Here is a 17,846-nt window from a genome sequence, read left to right as displayed (position 1 = left end):
AGCTAAGGAGGAAGGCAAATGGGACAAATTCATGCGACAACGATATTTGCGGTTCATCATAATGGAAGTTGCGCTATGGCTGGTGATGGTCAAGTAACCCTAGGGAATTCGGTTGTGATGAAAGGTACAGCAAGGAAGGTCAGACGTCTGTTTAATGGGCAGGTGCTTGCTGGATTTGCAGGATCAGTTGCAGATGCTTTTACGCTTTTTGAGATGTTTGAAGGAAAGCTAAATGAATACAATGGCAACTTACAACGTGCAGCAGTGGAAGTTGCCAAACAGTGGCGCGGTGATAAAATGCTACGTCAATTAGAGGCTATGCTACTTGTAATGGATAAAACTACGCTCCTACTTGTTTCAGGTACGGGGGAAGTAATTGAACCAGATGATGGTATTTTGGCAATAGGTTCTGGGGGTAACTATGCATTATCAGCAGGTCGTGCCTTAAAAAAATATGCGGGTGAAACAATGTCTGCTCGCGAAATCGCGGAGGCGGCATTGGAAACTGCTGCCGAGATTTGTGTATTTACGAATCATAATATTATCGTGGAGGCGCTTAACTAATGAAACAAAATAATTTAACGCCAAGACAAATTACTGAGCATTTGGATCGTTATATCGTTGGGCAAAATGAGGCAAAGCGAGCAGTGGCTATTGCATTACGTAATCGTTATCGTCGCTCGCTGCTAAGTGATGATATGAAGGCTGAAGTAATTCCGAAAAATATTTTAATGATTGGACCTACAGGTGTCGGAAAAACAGAAATTGCTAGAAGAATTGCGAAGTTAACGAATGCGCCATTTGTAAAGGTCGAAGCAACAAAGTTTACAGAAGTAGGGTATGTTGGACGCGATGTAGAGTCGATGGTACGTGATGTAGTAGAAGCTTCACATCGTCTTGTAAAAGAAGAAATGATGGAGTCTGTGAAGGAACAAGCAGAAGAATTAGCCAACGAAGCAATAGTTAAGCTATTGGTTCCTTCTTTACGAAAAAAACAATCCATGCAAAATCCGTTTGAAATGTTGTTTGGTGGTAAAGATCAGCAAACAAATGACGATACTTCATCTGAAGAGACCGAGGTGCGCTCTAAACGTGCGCAAATCGCGATTGATTTACGGAACGGTAAATTGGAAAATGAATGGGTTACCGTTGAAGTGACGGAACAAAATCCTTCTATTTTTGATGCATTACAAGGAACGGGCATGGATATGTCTGCAAACAATGGCATGCAAGATATGCTATCTAGTTTAATGCCTAAAAAGCAGAAGAAACGCCGTCTTCAAGTGAAAGATGCGCGACGTATTTTAACAATCGAGGAAGCAAATAAGCTGATAGATGCCGACGAAGTTGCACAAGAAGCCATTTCAAGAGCTGAACAGTCAGGAATTATTTTTATTGATGAAATTGATAAAATTGCTAGTAAAGAAGGTAACTCTTCTGCAAATGTATCACGTGAGGGTGTACAACGTGATATTCTACCAATCGTTGAAGGTTCTACTGTAACGACGAAGTACGGTGCTGTAAAGACTGACTTTATGCTTTTCGTTGCTGCAGGAGCATTTCATATGTCAAAGCCGTCAGATTTAATTCCCGAATTGCAAGGTCGATTCCCGATTCGCGTAGAGCTTGAAAAATTATCGAAACAAGATTTTGTACGTATTTTGCAAGAACCAGATCAATCACTTATTCTGCAATATAAGGCATTATTAGAAACAGAGGGTGTAGAAATAAACTTTACGGAAGATGCGATTGAACGAATTGCTGAAATTGCTACCGAGGTTAATCAGGAGACTGATAATATAGGAGCTCGACGTTTGCACACAATTTTAGAACGCTTGTTAGAAGAATTGTCATTTGAAGCATCTGAAATTGCACCTGCAAATATTCCAATCACGGCTGCATATGTCGATCAAAAACTTGCGGGTATAGTAAAAAACAAAGATTTGTCACAGTTTATATTGTAAAATAAGTCAAAATAGTATCATTCGGTTGTAAAAACCTTTAGAATATTAAGTAAATACTCTTCGGATTATTTATAGGAGGAACATATAATGAATTTATTAGAAAAAACACGTAAAATTAACTCAATGCTCCAGGCATCTGCTGGTAAGCCAGTAAACTTTAAAGAAATGGCAGATACATTAGGAGACATTATAGACAGTAATGTATATATTGTAAGCCGTAAAGGGAAACTTTTAGGTATTTCAATTCATCAACAAATTGAAAATGAACGTATGAAAAAGATGTTCGAAGAGCGACAATTCCCAGAAGAATACACACATAGCTTGTTTACAATTTCTGAGACATCTTCAAATCTAGATATTCATGACGAACACACTGCTTTCCCAGTTGAAAACAAAGAGTTGTTCCAAAATGCGTTAACAACGATCGTACCGATTGTTGGTGGTGGTGAGCGTCTAGGAACGTTAATTCTTGCTCGTTTAGCTGCACAATTTGAGGATGATGATTTAATTTTAGCTGAATATGGTGCAACAGTTGTTGGTATGGAAATTTTACGTGAGAAATCTGAGGAAATCGAAGAGGAAGCACGTAGTAAAGCGGTTGTACAAATGGCGATAAATTCTCTTTCTTACAGTGAGTTAGAAGCTATTGAACATATTTTTGAAGAACTTGATGGACATGAAGGTTTACTTGTTGCTTCAAAAATTGCAGACCGAGTAGGTATTACACGTTCGGTAATCGTAAATGCATTACGTAAACTAGAATCTGCAGGTGTCATTGAATCGCGCTCTCTAGGTATGAAAGGTACTTACATTAAAGTACTAAACGACAAATTCTTAAATGCATTAGCGGAAATTAAAATGAAATAATGATAAGTTCCCTTTAGATCATGGGAACTTTACAAAACATCTGGAGCGATTTTGTTCCAGATGCTTTTTTTATGTGCTTAAATGCGCAATAACTTGGTGGTGACAGTCCACTGCAGGCTTGATAGTAGGAACGATGTAATTTACACCAATCATCTATAAAGGCATCTACTCTCTTCTTAATAATCGAGTAGGACACTAGCCATTAATTGACTAGTCGACCTCCCGCACCCATACACTCAGGCTCGTATTCGGCGGTTTAGCTTCATAAGTGTCCATTCCTTCTCAACAGAATGGACACCCTTGTCTTTTGCTAACAGTTCCTAGTAAACAACACAATATAGTGAAGCTCTAATCGGTGAGTTTGTCTTTATCCCGACTGATTATTAGTTTTCAACAATTAGTCTTTTGTGTCGAATTTCGCGGTAGGAGTCTTGTATCTGACGATTCGCTTTCGGTACAGATAAATTACTGATTACTGCCCGTTAATATGGGTAAAGTAGTGCTAAAAGATGAAGCGTAAATTAACTTAAATAATCCTGAGTTCTATAACTTGAATAACTCCGTTGCTTTCTCCCTAAATATTGTCATTAAAATTCCACTACTATTAGCATAAAAAAAGAATGTTGCGAATACCTCTTTTGTTACGTGTCTGGAATGGTAGAAAATTCTTCCTGTAGTTAACGGAATATTCAGTATAATACTCGGAAGTAGTAAAAATGAACCTTAAATTAGACATCGTGTCGAATGCGATAAAGTGAAAAAAAGGGAATAATCTGATACTATGCCCTTAAACACTGTCGAAATAGTGTAAAATTACTAGAGTTTGTAGAATCCTCGCGAAAGCAGGCGGATCAAGGGTTCCGGCAATATTGTCCTGGTTAGGCGAGGTGAAAAATGGGTCGTAAAGACTATCAAAAAGTGACAAAAGACAATAGACACAACGTATCATCTTAATTACAATTGTATTATTGGATAAAACAAGAAATACATAAAAAGAAATAAATGAGGTGAATGGTTTTGAATTTATTTGGAGGAACTATTAGTAGCCTGGAAAACGGACTTTCCTATGCAACTTTGAATCATAAAACAATCGCCAATAATATTGCGAATGTCGATACACCGAATTATAAGGCGAAAAATGTAAGTTTTAAGGATATGTTGGAGAAAGAACAACAAATATCAATTTCGGCATATCGTACTGATAATAGACATTATGATTTTACGATTCGACAATCTACACCAGGTGTAAATAATGTAGATGGCTTGCGTTATCGAAATAATGGTAATGCTGTAGATATGGATGCAGAACAGGTGAAAATGGCAGAAAATCAAATCTATTACAATGCATTAATTGACCGTATGAACGGTAAGTTAAACACATTAAACACTGTTATTAAAGGAGGTAAGTAATAAATGTCTATTTTTCATGGAATGAATACCACTGCCTCAGCTTTAACAGCGCAGCGTTTACGAATGGATGTCATTTCTTCTAATATGGCAGGCATGGATACAACGCGTGCTAGACAAGTGAATGGGGAGTGGGAACCATACCGCCGGAAGTCTGTGACATTAACAGCTCAAGAAGGACAGTTTTCAAAGTTCTATAATGCCGCACTTGGGAAAAATGCGAAAAGCGGCGTTGGCAACGGCGTAAAAGTTACACAAATAAAAGAAGATAGAGAAACACCTTTCAAACTTGTGTATGATCCAACTCATCCAGATGCTAACGCAGATGGCTATGTAAATATGCCAAATGTAGATCCATTAAAAGAGATGGTAGATTTAATGTCAGCCACTCGTTCCTACGAGGCAAACGTAACTGTATTGAATGCAAATAAGTCTATGCTGACAAAAGCTTTAGAGATTGGTAAATAAATAAGAAGAAAGGAAGATACATAATGGCAATTTCGTCCGTTTCACTAATGACACCTACACAGGTTGTAAAAGAAACAAATAAACTTAACACGACACCTTATGAAGCACAACAAAGCTTTGCGAACTCGTTAAAAGAAGCGATAGCGAAAGTTAATGACCAACAAATTACTTCTGATAATCTTACTCAAAAGCTAATTGCTGGTGAAGATGTAGAGTTGCACGAAGTGATGATTGCATCACAAAAAGCGAGTATTACATTAAATGCAACAATGGAAGTTCGCAATAAGGTGATTGAAGCTTACCAAGAAATAATGCGAATGAGTGTCTAACTTTATTAAACAAGTGATTCACTCACTATTGAAGTAAAGATTTTATCCCGCAATTTTGACTAAATGAATGTGGCGGGATGTCACTGTTTTCGCGAATTATTAGATGGATAGGTTATTCACTATAACCGGAGGATTCATAATGAATGAACGATTGACGAAAATAAAAAACGACACCGGCCAATTTTGGACAAGTCGTAGTAAAAAACAAAAAATTGTAATGATTAGTTCAGTAGTAGGTATTTTAGTGCTTGCTGCCGTTATTACACTTTTTGCTACAAAAACTACATATGTACCACTTTATAAAGATTTATCGACTAGAGAAATCGGTCAAGTAAAGGAAGCGTTGGATTCCCAAGGTGTAAAATATGAAATTGCACCCGGGGGGACAGCAATTTTAGTGCCTCAGGAACAAGTTGATGCATTGTTAGTGCAATTAGCTTCGGAAGGATATCCGCAAACAGGAACGATTGATTACTCATTTGCGAACAGCTCTGGATTTGGTATGACGGATAATGAGTTTAACTTATTAAAAAAGGCAGCAACTGAAACAGAAATTGCCAAACTCATTAAAAATCTAGAAGGTGTAAAAGATGCAAAGGTAATGATAAATGTTCCTGAAGAAGGAGTTTTCTTGAATGATACAAAAGAGGAAGCGACAGCATCTATCGTATTGAATACAGACCCTGGCTATAAATTTACCGAGCAACAAACTGCCACTATGTACAACTTAGTAGCAAAAAGTGTACCAAATTTAAAAACAGAAAATATCGTTATATCTAATCAATTCTCTGAGTACTTTGATTTGAATGCTACTACGGCTGATGGAACTTCAACAACGACAGCTGAAGGTCAGTTACAGGCGAAGAAAATGGTTGAGCGTGATCTACAACGTCAAGTGCAAACTATGTTAGGTACACTTATGGGACAAGACAAAGTAATAGTTTCTGTGACAACAGACATCGATTTTAAAAAAGAAAATCGTGAAGAAAACCTAGTTTCTCCAGTTGATGAAGAGAACATGGAAGGGATTGCTATTAGTGCCCAACGTATAACAGAGCAATATTCTGGTACAGGAGCTGCTGCAACTGGAACACCTGAAGCTGAAACGACGACAGATAACTTTACAACTTATAACGAAGGTGCAACAGGTAACGGGGATTATGAGCGTTCTGAAGAAACAATTAATAATGATGTAAACCGTATACGCAAAGAAATCCAAGAGGCACCATATAAAATCCAAGATATTGGTATCCAAGTAATTGTTGAACCTCCGACAGCAACTGAAGCAGCGTCATTACCAGATGGGGTTCAACAGGATATCGAGAAAATTTTAAGTACTATTGTTCGTACGACGATTTCTAAAGATGTAGCAGCAGAGCTTACTCAAGATCAAATTGATGAAAAAGTAGCTGTTTCAGTACAACCTTTAAATGGTAAAGCAACAGATGCAGTTAGCGAAAAATCTATTATCCCATGGTGGGTTTGGGTAATTGGCGGAATATTACTAGCTGTAATATTATTGCTTGCATTCTTCATTATCCGTTCACGTAAACGTGCGAAGGAAGAAGAAGAGTTTAGCATCCTAGAAGAACAAGAAGAACTAATGATTGAAGATATTAATGAAGAAATTGAAACGGAAGCTACAATGCGTCGTAAGCAGCTTGAAAAAATGGCAAAAGAAAAGCCAGACGATTTTGCGAAGTTACTGCGTAGTTGGATTGCGGAAGACTAACTAGGAGGTTCGGCTGTGTCCAAGAAAGAAAAGGAATTAACCGGAAAACAAAAGGCCGCTCTCTTGTTAATTTCATTAGGGCCTGAGGTTTCAGCTGCTGTTTATAAACATTTAACAGAGGAAGAAATTGAACGTTTAACATTAGAGATTTCAAGCGTTAAAAAAGTAGAAGCAAATGTTAAAGAGGAAATTATTGAAGAATTCCACAATATTGCACTTGCACAAGATTATATTACACAGGGTGGTATTGGTTACGCGAAGACAGTATTGGAAAAAGCACTTGGGGTAGAACAGGCGCAAACAATTATTAATCGTCTAACATCATCTTTACAAGTGCGTCCATTTGACTTTGCGCGTAAAGCTGATCCAGCACAAATTTTCAACTTTATTCAAAATGAACATCCACAAACAATTGCCCTTATTCTCTCTTATTTAGAAGCGGGGCAAGCGGGTGTTATTTTATCGTCATTACCGCAGGAAGTTCAGGCTGATATTGCTAAACGTATAGCTGTAATGGAATCAACTTCACCAGAAGTTATTAGTGAAATTGAATCTGTTTTAGAACGTAAATTATCATCGACAGTTACACAGGATTACACAGAAACAGGTGGCGTTGATGCAGTTGTTGAAGTGTTAAATGGTGTAGACCGACAAACGGAAAAAACGATTCTCGATGCACTCGAAATTCAAGATCCAGAGCTTGCAGAAGAAATCAAAAAACGTATGTTTGTATTCGAGGATATTGTTACACTCGACAACCGCTCGATTCAACGTGTTATTCGTGATTGTGAAAATGAAGATTTGCTGCTTTCAATGAAAGTTTCAAGCGAAGAAGTAAAAGATATTATTTTCCGCAATATGTCACAACGTATGGCTGATACATTTAAAGAAGAAATGGAGATTATGGGACCTGTACGTTTGCGTGACGTAGAGGAGGCGCAATCTCGAATTGTTGCGGTCATTCGTCGCTTAGAGGATGCTGGTGAGATTATTATTGCACGCGGTGGAGGAGATGACGTCATTGTCTAGAATCATCCGTTCTGTATACACACAGTCCAATGGCGATCATGTCAAAAAGATTCAAATTCGTGACATGTTTGAGATGCAAGAGGTAGAAGATGGTGAAATTTCACCTCAAAAACAAATTACTATGGAAGAAGTGCTTGAAGAGCGCGAACGTTTATTTGCAGAGGCTAGAGCTATTTTGCAGGCTGAGCGTGAGGCTTTTGAACAAGAGAAGCAAATGTTCTTTCAGGAAATTGAGCATTTAAAGCAAAGTTGGGAAGAAGAACGACCTAATCGAGTGCAAGAAGCTTATGATGAAGGATTTGGTCAAGGCTATGAGGATGGGACAAATAAAGCGAATGAAGCGATGGCACATTCTCTCCAAACAGCCAATGAAGTAATCCTTCAGGCTAAAGAAAATGCACGAAAATATATTGAAGATCAGGAAGCGATTATTTTAGAGCTAGGGTTAACTGCAGCAGCGCGAATTATTGATGCATCTTTAGAGCGAGACAATGAATTATTTGTTTCTATCGTTCGCAGAGGGCTTAAAGAAGCTAGAGAAATGAAAGAAATAAAAATTTATGTTTCACCTACCTACTATGCATTAATTACTTCAAATCGAGATGAACTAGCTGAAATGTTCCCAACAGACGTACCATTTATGATTTTTGTAAATGAGGATTTAGAAAACGAAACAGATTGTTATATCGAAACAAATCATGGGCGTATTGTTGTAAGTATTGATGAGCAATTAAATGAACTAAGATTGAAGCTACATGAAATATTAGAAAGTAAGGAATGATCTAGATGAAAACGGCTCAATTAATCAAACAAATTCCTCAAATGCCAACCTTTAAGAAATTTGGTAGAGTAACTAGAGTTGTCGGCTTGATGATTGAGTCGCAAGGTCCAGATAGTTCCATTGGTGATGTCTGTAAAATTCATGTGGAAACTTCAAAAAATGGCCATCAAATCATCTTAGCAGAGGTTGTTGGGTTCAAAGATGAAATTGTCGTCTTAATGCCTTATACATCTCTTCGAGAAATATCCATTGGCTGCCTAGTTGAAGGTACTGGAGCACCACTAGAGATAAAAGTGGGTCCTGAGCTCATCGGTAAGGTACTTGATTCTATGGGAAATCCAATAGATGGAACTGTATTACCAAAAGGGTTAATGACAGTACCGACAGAGCAGGACCCACCAAATCCACTGACACGTCCACCGATTGATGAAAGACTTGAAGTTGGGGTTAAAGCGATTGATGGTATGCTAACAGTCGGAAGTGGACAACGTGTAGGTATTTTCGCTGGTTCTGGGGTCGGGAAAAGTACATTGCTCGGAATGATTGCGCGAAATACGCAAGCCGATTTAAACGTTATCGCACTTATTGGAGAGCGTGGACGTGAAGTACGTGAGTTTATAGAGCGTGATTTAGGAAAAGAAGGTTTAAGTCGATCAATAGTTGTAGCTGCTACTTCTGATCAGCCTGCACTGATGCGAATTAAAGGGGCTTTTACCGCAACGGCGATTGCAGAGTATTTTAGAAATCGTGGTTTAAATGTAATGTTGATGATGGATTCTGTGACACGTGTTGCTATGGCACAGCGAGAGATTGGCCTTGCGACAGGTGAACCACCAGCTCAAAAAGGATACACACCATCTGTATTTGCGATTTTACCTAAACTATTAGAGCGCACAGGTACTAATGAGAAGGGCACTATTACTGCCTTTTATACAGTATTAGTAGATGGGGATGATATGAACGAACCAATTGCAGATACTGTACGAGGGATATTAGATGGCCATATTGTTCTTGATCGAAACCTTGCTAATAAAGGTCAATATCCAGCTATTAATGTATTAAAAAGCGTCAGCCGTTTAATGAATCATGTGGCAGAGCCAGAGCATAAAAAGGCTGCAGAACGTTTAAGAGAGCTCTATTATACATATGACAAGTCGGAGGATTTAATTAACATCGGTGCTTATAAGCGGGGAACATCAAAAGAAATTGATGAAGCGATTTACTATGAACCTCTTATTACCTCTTATTTAAAGCAGGGCTATTTGGAAAAAGTGACGCTTGAGGAAAGTAAGAATGAGTTAATTACATTATCGAACGGTGGTGGCAAATAGATGACAAGTTATATATATCGTTTTGAAAAAGTATTAACCATTCGAGAGCAGGAAAAAAATGAAACTGAAATGGCCTATAAAGAATCTGTACGTTCTTTTGAAGAGATAGCATCAAAGCTATATAGTTTGCTAAAAAAGAAAGAAGATTTACTAGACTTTCAGCAGGATCGTTTATCTGTGGGTTCATCAATAGAGGAGATTCATCATTATGCCCGATTTATCGATAGTCTCGAAAAAACAATTACTGATGTACAGCAAAAAGTTGTACAAGCTCGTGCAAAAATGAATTGGCACGAAGAAAAATTATTAGAAAAAAACTTGGAAGTACGTAAATTTGAAAAAATGCGAGAGAAAGATTTTAAGTTATTCCAGCAAGAACAGGATCGCATTGAAGGCATTTTTTTAGATGAGATTTCATCACTTACGTATAACAAGAGAGAAATCAGGTGATTTCATGGCAAAAAAAGATAATCGATTTACAACGGAGTTAGAAGAACAACCATCTAAACGAAAATCAGGTGGGTTCCGAAAGTTTTTTATGTGGTTTGTAATACCTATTATGTTTGTAGTAGCGATTCTACTTGTTGTTGCAACACTAATGAATACGAATGTCTTTGATTTAGGAAAGAAGGCATATGAAAGCTTACCATTCGTACCTTCAGAAGAACAACAAGCAAAAGATGCTGTTGTTAATAATGATTCGAAGGTAGTAAAATTACAGGCTGATATACAAGAAAAAGAAGCGGAAATCGCTCAACTGCAAAAAAAATTAGATACGGCAACAACTGAAAAAGAAAAGTTAAAGACAGAAAATGATCAGCTGAAATTTGAAACTGAAAAAATAAGTAGAGAGCAAGATGACGTAAAACGTGACTTTAATGACATTTTAAAAACTTATGATAAGATGTCTCCTAAAGCAGCAGCGCCAGTGCTTGTTAAAATGAGCGATGTTGAAGCACTACGTATTTTAACAAACTTAAAACCGGATAAAGTAGCAGCGATTTTAGAAAAAATGGATCCACAAGATGCAGCGAAATATACAGAAATGATGGCTAAGCAATAAGGAAACAAGAAAGGAGGTGAAATGATGGATGTGACAATGATGCAAATGATGTCTAAGACTATACCAACTAAAACAGCCGCTACCAAACCTGGACCAGCGGGCAATGCCGATGTGAAAGCAAGTGAAACGTCGAAGAAAGAAAATCTCTCAACGTTTGGTTCTGTTTTTGGACAAATTATTTCTTCTTCAAATCAAACACAGCAGTCTGAACAATCAACAGAAACAAAAGATACAGCAGAATTAACAGAAGTTTTAAACGCTGAATCCATTGAGGATGTACTAGACTTACTAGATATTCCACACGACGATGGTTTGTTAATGCTTCAAGTTGGTGAGGAAGGCAAAGCTGTTGGGATAGATGAAATGCTAAATCTAGAAAATTTAATGGATGCAGTAGGAATTGATTCTGAGCAGCTTCAAAAACTAGTTCAACAGTTGCTAGGAGAAGATAAAGAAGCAAGTGATGTATGGGAGCTTTTATCGCTAGTAGATGCCCAGGCACCAATGCTTCAAGCACAAGTTGTAGCAGCTTTGCAAGGTGAAGGTCAAGTAACGCCGAAAGAAGCAACACAATTACTTCAAGTGTTGAAGTTAGCACAATTAGTAGGGCAGAAAACAGACTTAACAGGTCAACAAGAGAGCTTGCTAACTAACGTTAAGAGTTTTTTAACTACAATGCAAACACAAGTAGAGACGATTCAAACTGCTCAGCAAGTAACAACTAAAACAACAGTAACTCTTCCATTACAGGGCTTCCAGCAAGTAGTGCAGCAAGTTCAAGTTACAAAGCAGACTGACACAAGTGCTAATGAAATGGTGACTGCCAATACAGTCCAAACAAAAGCAGACTCATTCCAAGTTACACTGCCAGCTGCAAAACCAGCACAGTCTGAGGCATTACTGAAAGAGATGCAAGCGATCATCAATAGAGCGCAAATCTCTAATGCACAAGGAATTACACGCTTAACACTGAAATTGTACCCGGAAAATCTAGGAACAATTCGCATCGAGCTTGTGCAAAATGATGGAGTCCTCTCAGCACGACTACTTGCTTCAACTGCTCATGGACGTGAATTACTAGATAGTCAGGCACATCAACTTAAGCAAGCCTTTGTACAGCAAAATATTCAAGTTGACCGTCTCGATATTGCCCAGTCATTGCAAGATGCAGATCGCCAACAACGCGACCAAAGCTTCTTCAACAATTTCTTTAAGCAACAGCAAGAAGATGACCAGGAGCAAAAAAGCGAAGATGAAGATGAAAGCAAGTCCTTTAGTGAATATTTAATAAGTGAGGAGGTGTAATAATGGCAGAAACACCAGCGACTACAGGTACTAAAATATCAGATAATCTTTACCACTCGAGCTATACTCCACCGACTAGGCAAACAGGTAATAGCGAACTTGGTAAGGATGCTTTTCTACAATTATTAATTACACAATTACAACACCAGGATCCAACCAATCCTATGGACGACCGAGAATTCATTGCTCAAATGGCACAATTTTCTTCTTTAGAGCAAATGCAAAATATGACAAAAGCAATGGAGTCCTTACTGCTATCACAACAACAAACACAGATGATGAATTATTCAACATTTATTGGTAAAGAAGTGAAGTGGCATGAGATTACAGAAGAGTTAGATGGAGAAAAGAAGCCGATTATTAAAGAAGGTTCGGGTGTAATTAAATCTATTAACTTTGTAGATGGTAATGTTAAGTTTGTATTAGAGGATGGTAAGGAAATTACCCCTGGCAATATTTCAGCAATTTTAGGTAGTTCAGGAACGGGATCCAATGATAATACGGTACCAGAATCCCCGCTTGTTCAGGCAAGTAAGTTAATCGGTAAAAAGGTTACTTATAAGGAAGGCGACCAGGAACTACAAGGACGAATCGTTTCTGTAACGAATAAAGATGGCGTCATTCATTATGTATTAGACAATGATAAAAAATTAATAGATAAAGATTTTACCGTAATAAGCGAATAAAGGTGGAGAAGAATGATGGATAAGTTTTCAATTCATCGTGTACCATTGCATCCATCTATTCGCCAGACACAACCTACGCCATTAAAATCACAGCAATCGTTTAAGGCTCATTTACAGGATGCTACTAACCAACAAGAACTAAAAGTGAGCAAGCACGCGAATGAACGTATTATCGAGCGTAATATAGCGATTTCTGAACAAGAATGGCAAGTTGTATCAGACAAGGTATTTGAAGCGCACTCAAAAGGTGTTAAACAACCATTAGTCTTGATGGATCAAGCAGCTTTAATTGTCAGTGCTAAAAACGCTACTGTCATTACAGCAATGGACCGCACGGAAGCAAAGCAACAAATATTTACAAATATTGATGGCACAATCGTGCTGTAAGGGCTGGACCTTTGAAAGGAAGCCTAGGTGTGCTGATTGATAGATGCGCACAATTTTAAATGAAGGGAGAACGGTATTATGTTACGTTCTATGTATTCAGGTATTTCAGGTCTTAAAAACTTCCAAACAAAGCTAGATGTTATTGGTAATAATATTGCAAATGTTAATACACATGGCTTTAAAAAGGGACGTGTAATTTTTAAAGATATTATGTCCCAAACATCAGCAGGTGCTTCTGGGCCAACAGCTACTAGTGGAGGAACGAATCCAATGCAAGTTGGACTTGGTTCAACACTTGCTGCAATAGACACAGTTCACGGATCTGGTTCACGCCAAACAACAAATAGGGGACTTGACCTTGCAATTGATGGTGAAGGATTCTTTATGGTAGCAGATGGAACACCACCAGGTACTGATGGTGTTATTGCAGAAACTGGCGATGATGCATTCAGCAATATTTTATATACGCGTGCCGGAAACTTTTACATGGATCAAAATGGGTATCTTGTAAACGCTGAAGGAAAGTATTTAGTTGGTGTAAGAGCAGACGATTATTCTGTAGATGCAAATAATGATAATGGTGTTAAGTTAGCCGATAAGCCAGATGTTTCAGGAGCAGATGGTGAGAATTTAATGGAAGATGGTAAATTGAAACCAAACGATGGTAATGTAGGAACAATTCGTATTCCTACAACTGCTCGATCATTTAATATTGGTCCTGACGGTACAATTAGTTATACGGATTTTAACGGAGATTTAAAATTTGCTGGTCAAATTATTATGTCTAAGTTCCCAAATGCTGGTGGTTTAGAAAAAGTGGGTAGTAATTATTTCCAACCTACACCGAACTCAGGTGAACCATACGCACAAGTAGCTAAGGTAGCAGGAATGGGAACAATTACGCCAGGTGCACTAGAAATGTCTAACGTTGACCTGTCTGAAGAATTTACAGAGATGATTGTTGCACAACGTGGTTTCCAAGCGAATACTCGTATTATTACAACATCAGATGAAATTCTTCAAGAGTTAGTAAACTTAAAACGATAGTCTGAAATAATTGGAATATTTTCAGTTTGGATCGCCAAGTGTGTTAAGGAAAGCCATTGAAACGCTTATAATACTAGGACATAAGCTTGGTAGAAATAGCTGGCGTTCAGACTGTAGAAAAACATAATTTCATATGAGGGAGGGTCGGGCCGGCTCTCATGTAGACCCGGCCCTATTTCAATGATTGAACTAACACGTCTAAATGGCAAAGCATTTACATTGAATGCTTTATACATAGAAACGGTCGAATCTTTCCCAGACACGACCATTACATTAACGACTGGAACCAAAATCATTGTTTTACAGAGTGAAGATGAGGTGCGACAAAAGGTAAGAGCCTTTTATAAAAATATACAAATACTATCAAACCCGCATCTACGAGGTGATGAAGATGAAGAATAACAAAATGTTAACGATGATTATCATCGTACTAGTAGCAATCATACTTATCGGGGTTATTGCGTTTGTTTTGTTTACCCAATTTAATAAGCCAGCAGGATCTATGGAACCAACAATTGATGAAATCGTAGAAGCTTCTGTAGAAGTTCCCGAAATTACGACAAATCTAGCTGATAACAAAGTTGTACGTGTGTCTTTAAAAATTCAAACAACAAATAAAGATGCAGCTGCCGAGTTAACAAAGCGTGACTTCCAAGTGAAAGATATTGTTATTCAAGAGCTTTCCGAAATGGAACAAAAAGATTTAGAAGGTAAGAAGGGTAAACAAGTTTTCCAAAAATCATTAAAAACACGAATAAATGAATTGATGCAAGAGGGAGAAATTCAAGAGATTTATATTACCTCCTTCATTACTCAATAAATAAAGAAACTGCTTGAAATGGAGGTGGGCAAATGGCAGGAGATGTATTATCTCAATCCGAGATAGATGCGCTGCTTTCCGCAATATCAACAGGGGAAATGTCAGCAGACGACATAAAAAAAGAGGACGAAGGGCGCAAGGTTAAGGTATATGACTTTAAACGAGCACTGCGTTTCTCAAAAGATCAAATCCGAAGTTTGACCCGAATACATGAAAATTTTGCACGACTACTGACAACATTTTTTTCTGCACAGCTAAGGAGCTATGTGCAGATTACTGTTGCATCAGTGGACCAAATACCATTTGAAGAGTTTGTACGTTCGATTCCGAATATGACACTCATTAATGTATTTGAAGTACCACCATTGGATGGTAATATATTGATGGAAATAAATCCGAACATTGCCTACTCGATGTTAGATCGTTTAATGGGCGGTAGCGGGGCGAGTCAAAGTAATGTGGATAACTTAACAGAAATTGAAACTAAGATTATGACGAACCTTTTTGAAAGGTCATTCGATAATTTACGCGAGGCGTGGGAAAATGTTGCGGAAATTGATCCGATTTTAGTAGAGCTTGAGGTCAACCCTCAATTTTTACAAATGATTTCACCCAATGAAACAGTTGTCGTTATTTCATTAAATACGATCATCGGTGAGACAAGCGGAATGATTAATATTTGTATTCCGCATGTTGTATTGGAGCCAATTGTTCCAAATCTTTCTGTTCGCTATTGGATGCAGACAAATACAAAAGAGATGTCTCCAGAGCAAACAAAAATGCTTGAAACACGTGTGAAACAAGCACAACTACCTCTTTCCGTTGAACTAGGTATTACAGACATTACCATTGAGGATTTCCTCACAATGCAAGTTGGGGATGTTGTTCAATTAGAACAAAAAATTGAAGACCCGTTACTATTAAAGGTAGGGACATTACCGAAATTCACAGTTCAACCAGGAAAACACGGTAAAAAATTAGCAATCCAGATTATCGACCCTTTGAAAGGAGGAGACGAAGATGAGTGATGAAATGCTCTCCAAAGAAGAAATTGAAGCGTTATTAAGGGGCGAGACGTTGGAAGATAAAAACAGCGACACTGAAGCTTCTACAAATGAAGAAATAAATGATTTACGAGTGGAGGATTATCTCGATTCGTTTGCCCAAGATGCATTAGGTGAAGTAGGAAATATATCTTTTGGTAGCTCTGCTACAGCACTTTCAGCGTTATTAGGTCAAAAAGTAGATATTACTACCCCAAGTATTTCAATGATTAACCGTAACAAATTAGAAGAGGAATTTCCTCATCCTTATGTAGCTGTACAAGTTGAATATACGATTGGCTTATCAGGTATGAATTTACTTGTTATTAAGCAATCCGATGCAGCGATTATTGCTGATTTAATGTTAGGTGGGGATGGCTTAAATCCGAAACCAGACCTAGGTGAAATTCAGCTAAGCGCTGTTCAAGAAGCTATGAATCAAATGATGGGTTCTGCGGCTACTTCAATGTCAACAGTATTCAATAAAAAAGTGGATATTTCTCCACCAACCATTGATTTAATGAATATTTCTCAAAATGAAGGGCGAGAAAATATTCCTGAAGATGATTTACTCGTAAAAGTATCCTTCAGATTGAAAATCGGAAATTTAATTGATTCAAATCTAATGCAGTTATTACCGCTTAAATTTAGTCAAAACATTGTAAAATCTCTATTAGGGGAAACAGAATCAATTGAGGAACCTGTAGCTGCAACTATAGCGCCTGAAGCACCAGTAGCGTCGCTTGTGCAACCACAAGCACCTGTAACATCAGCGCCGCCTGCACCGCCAGTTTATCAGCAGCAGGCAGCACCAGTACAGCAACCAATGTATCAAGAGCAACAACAAATTCCTCATGCAACAAGACCTGTTCAACCGGTCAATGTTCAACAGGCACAGTTTGCTAGTTTTGATACAAATGTTATCTCGCAACCTGAAGCTAGAAATTTAAATATGCTACTTGATATTCCATTGCAAGTTACTGTAGAGTTAGGACGTACAAAGCGTTCTGTAAAAGAGATTTTAGAACTATCTAGTGGTTCGATTATTGAACTAGATAAATTGGCTGGTGAACCGGTTGATATTTTAGTAAATAGTCGTTTAATCGCTAAAGGTGAAGTCGTTGTTATTGATGAAAACTTCGGTGTCCGCATTACGGATGTTTTAAGTCAAGCAGAGCGTTTAAATAATTTAAGATAGTTTCAATTGGAGGAGTTAACCATGTCAAAAAGAATTTTGATTGTAGACGACGCTGCATTCATGCGCATGATGATCAAGGATATTTTATCGAAAAATGGATTTGAAGTTGTTGGTGAGGCAGCTGATGGTTTACAGGCTGTTGAAAAGTACAACGAATTAAAGCCAGATTTAGTAACGATGGATATTACAATGCCTGAAATGGATGGTATTGCAGCTCTTAAAGCAATTAAGGGTTCAGATCCAAATGCAACTGTAATTATGTGTTCAGCTATGGGTCAACAAGCTATGGTAATCGATGCAATTCAAGCAGGTGCGAAAGACTTTATCGTTAAGCCTTTCCAAGCTGATCGTGTAATTGAAGCGATTCAAAAAGCTCTAGGATGATTGCA

General features: G+C 37.9%; 21 protein-coding genes. All 21 read left to right on the top strand.

Translation table 11 applies throughout. The annotated features are described in order from the left end of the window. Window positions 1-18: 18 nt before the first annotated feature. Window positions 19-564 (top strand): ATP-dependent protease subunit HslV, encoded by a 546-nt coding sequence (gene hslV / locus BFJ97_RS03055; RefSeq protein WP_068983162.1) that lies wholly within the window; start codon window positions 19-21, stop codon window positions 562-564. Then, window positions 564-1,964 (top strand): ATP-dependent protease ATPase subunit HslU, encoded by a 1,401-nt coding sequence (hslU, locus tag BFJ97_RS03050; protein WP_068983161.1) that lies wholly within the window; start codon window positions 564-566, stop codon window positions 1,962-1,964. The genes hslV and hslU overlap by 1 nt, the downstream gene beginning before the upstream one ends. 87 nt (window positions 1,965-2,051) lie before the next feature. Next, on the top strand, window positions 2,052-2,831 hold the full coding sequence (gene codY / locus BFJ97_RS03045) for a GTP-sensing pleiotropic transcriptional regulator CodY (protein WP_068983160.1): 780 nt from the start codon (window positions 2,052-2,054) through the stop codon (window positions 2,829-2,831). Between the two features lie 1,017 nt (window positions 2,832-3,848). Continuing rightward, window positions 3,849-4,241, top strand: a complete 393-nt coding sequence (gene flgB, locus BFJ97_RS03040; RefSeq protein ID WP_068983159.1) for a flagellar basal body rod protein FlgB — start codon at window positions 3,849-3,851, stop codon at window positions 4,239-4,241. Window positions 4,242-4,244: 3 nt separating this feature from the next. Beyond that, complete coding sequence (flgC, locus tag BFJ97_RS03035) at window positions 4,245-4,706, top strand: flagellar basal body rod protein FlgC (RefSeq protein ID WP_068983158.1); 462 nt, start codon at window positions 4,245-4,247, stop codon at window positions 4,704-4,706. Window positions 4,707-4,729: 23 nt separating this feature from the next. Beyond that, a complete protein-coding gene (gene fliE, locus BFJ97_RS03030; RefSeq protein WP_068983157.1) occupies window positions 4,730-5,035 on the top strand; it encodes a flagellar hook-basal body complex protein FliE in 306 nt (101 codons plus the stop codon). 139 nt (window positions 5,036-5,174) lie between these two features. Then, window positions 5,175-6,767, top strand: coding sequence for a flagellar basal-body MS-ring/collar protein FliF (gene fliF / locus BFJ97_RS03025; protein ID WP_068983156.1), 1,593 nt, complete (start codon window positions 5,175-5,177; stop codon window positions 6,765-6,767). A gap of 15 nt (window positions 6,768-6,782) precedes the next feature. Next, a complete protein-coding gene (fliG, locus tag BFJ97_RS03020; RefSeq protein ID WP_068983155.1) occupies window positions 6,783-7,796 on the top strand; it encodes a flagellar motor switch protein FliG in 1,014 nt (337 codons plus the stop codon). Then, window positions 7,789-8,577, top strand: coding sequence for a flagellar assembly protein FliH (gene fliH / locus BFJ97_RS03015; RefSeq protein ID WP_068983154.1), 789 nt, complete (start codon window positions 7,789-7,791; stop codon window positions 8,575-8,577). Before fliG ends, fliH begins: the two co-directional genes overlap by 8 nt. A gap of 5 nt (window positions 8,578-8,582) precedes the next feature. Further along, on the top strand, window positions 8,583-9,908 hold the full coding sequence (fliI, locus tag BFJ97_RS03010) for a flagellar protein export ATPase FliI (RefSeq protein ID WP_068983153.1): 1,326 nt from the start codon (window positions 8,583-8,585) through the stop codon (window positions 9,906-9,908). Further along, a complete protein-coding gene (fliJ, locus tag BFJ97_RS03005; RefSeq protein WP_068983152.1) occupies window positions 9,909-10,358 on the top strand; it encodes a flagellar export protein FliJ in 450 nt (149 codons plus the stop codon). 4 nt (window positions 10,359-10,362) lie between these two features. Next, on the top strand, window positions 10,363-10,971 hold the full coding sequence (locus tag BFJ97_RS03000) for a MotE family protein (protein ID WP_068983151.1): 609 nt from the start codon (window positions 10,363-10,365) through the stop codon (window positions 10,969-10,971). Window positions 10,972-10,992: 21 nt separating this feature from the next. Then, window positions 10,993-12,276: a flagellar hook-length control protein FliK gene (locus BFJ97_RS02995; RefSeq protein ID WP_254660107.1), complete on the top strand. Its 1,284-nt coding sequence runs from the start codon at window positions 10,993-10,995 to the stop codon at window positions 12,274-12,276. A gap of 2 nt (window positions 12,277-12,278) precedes the next feature. Continuing rightward, on the top strand, window positions 12,279-12,962 hold the full coding sequence (gene flgD, locus BFJ97_RS02990) for a flagellar hook assembly protein FlgD (protein WP_068983149.1): 684 nt from the start codon (window positions 12,279-12,281) through the stop codon (window positions 12,960-12,962). Between the two features lie 15 nt (window positions 12,963-12,977). Next, window positions 12,978-13,349, top strand: coding sequence for a TIGR02530 family flagellar biosynthesis protein (locus BFJ97_RS02985; RefSeq protein WP_068983495.1), 372 nt, complete (start codon window positions 12,978-12,980; stop codon window positions 13,347-13,349). Between the two features lie 78 nt (window positions 13,350-13,427). Continuing rightward, complete coding sequence (locus BFJ97_RS02980; protein ID WP_068983148.1) at window positions 13,428-14,396, top strand: flagellar hook-basal body complex protein; 969 nt, start codon at window positions 13,428-13,430, stop codon at window positions 14,394-14,396. 180 nt (window positions 14,397-14,576) lie between these two features. Continuing rightward, window positions 14,577-14,798 (top strand): flagellar FlbD family protein, encoded by a 222-nt coding sequence (locus BFJ97_RS02975; protein ID WP_068983147.1) that lies wholly within the window; start codon window positions 14,577-14,579, stop codon window positions 14,796-14,798. Beyond that, window positions 14,788-15,216, top strand: coding sequence for a flagellar basal body-associated protein FliL (gene fliL / locus BFJ97_RS02970; protein WP_068983146.1), 429 nt, complete (start codon window positions 14,788-14,790; stop codon window positions 15,214-15,216). Before BFJ97_RS02975 ends, fliL begins: the two co-directional genes overlap by 11 nt. Before the next feature lie 32 nt (window positions 15,217-15,248). Then, on the top strand, window positions 15,249-16,244 hold the full coding sequence (gene fliM / locus BFJ97_RS02965; RefSeq protein ID WP_068983145.1) for a flagellar motor switch protein FliM: 996 nt from the start codon (window positions 15,249-15,251) through the stop codon (window positions 16,242-16,244). Next, complete coding sequence (gene fliY, locus BFJ97_RS02960; RefSeq protein WP_068983144.1) at window positions 16,237-17,457, top strand: flagellar motor switch phosphatase FliY; 1,221 nt, start codon at window positions 16,237-16,239, stop codon at window positions 17,455-17,457. The genes fliM and fliY overlap by 8 nt, the downstream gene beginning before the upstream one ends. Window positions 17,458-17,478: 21 nt before the next feature. Beyond that, window positions 17,479-17,841 (top strand): response regulator, encoded by a 363-nt coding sequence (locus BFJ97_RS02955; RefSeq protein ID WP_049668450.1) that lies wholly within the window; start codon window positions 17,479-17,481, stop codon window positions 17,839-17,841. Window positions 17,842-17,846: the final 5 nt, after the last annotated feature.

Source organism: Lysinibacillus xylanilyticus (assembly GCF_001708185.1).
Taxonomy (GTDB): domain Bacteria; phylum Bacillota; class Bacilli; order Bacillales_A; family Planococcaceae; genus Lysinibacillus; species Lysinibacillus xylanilyticus_A.
The sequence above is the reverse complement of the archived record's forward strand: the minus strand, read 5'-3'. Positions and strand labels throughout refer to the sequence as shown.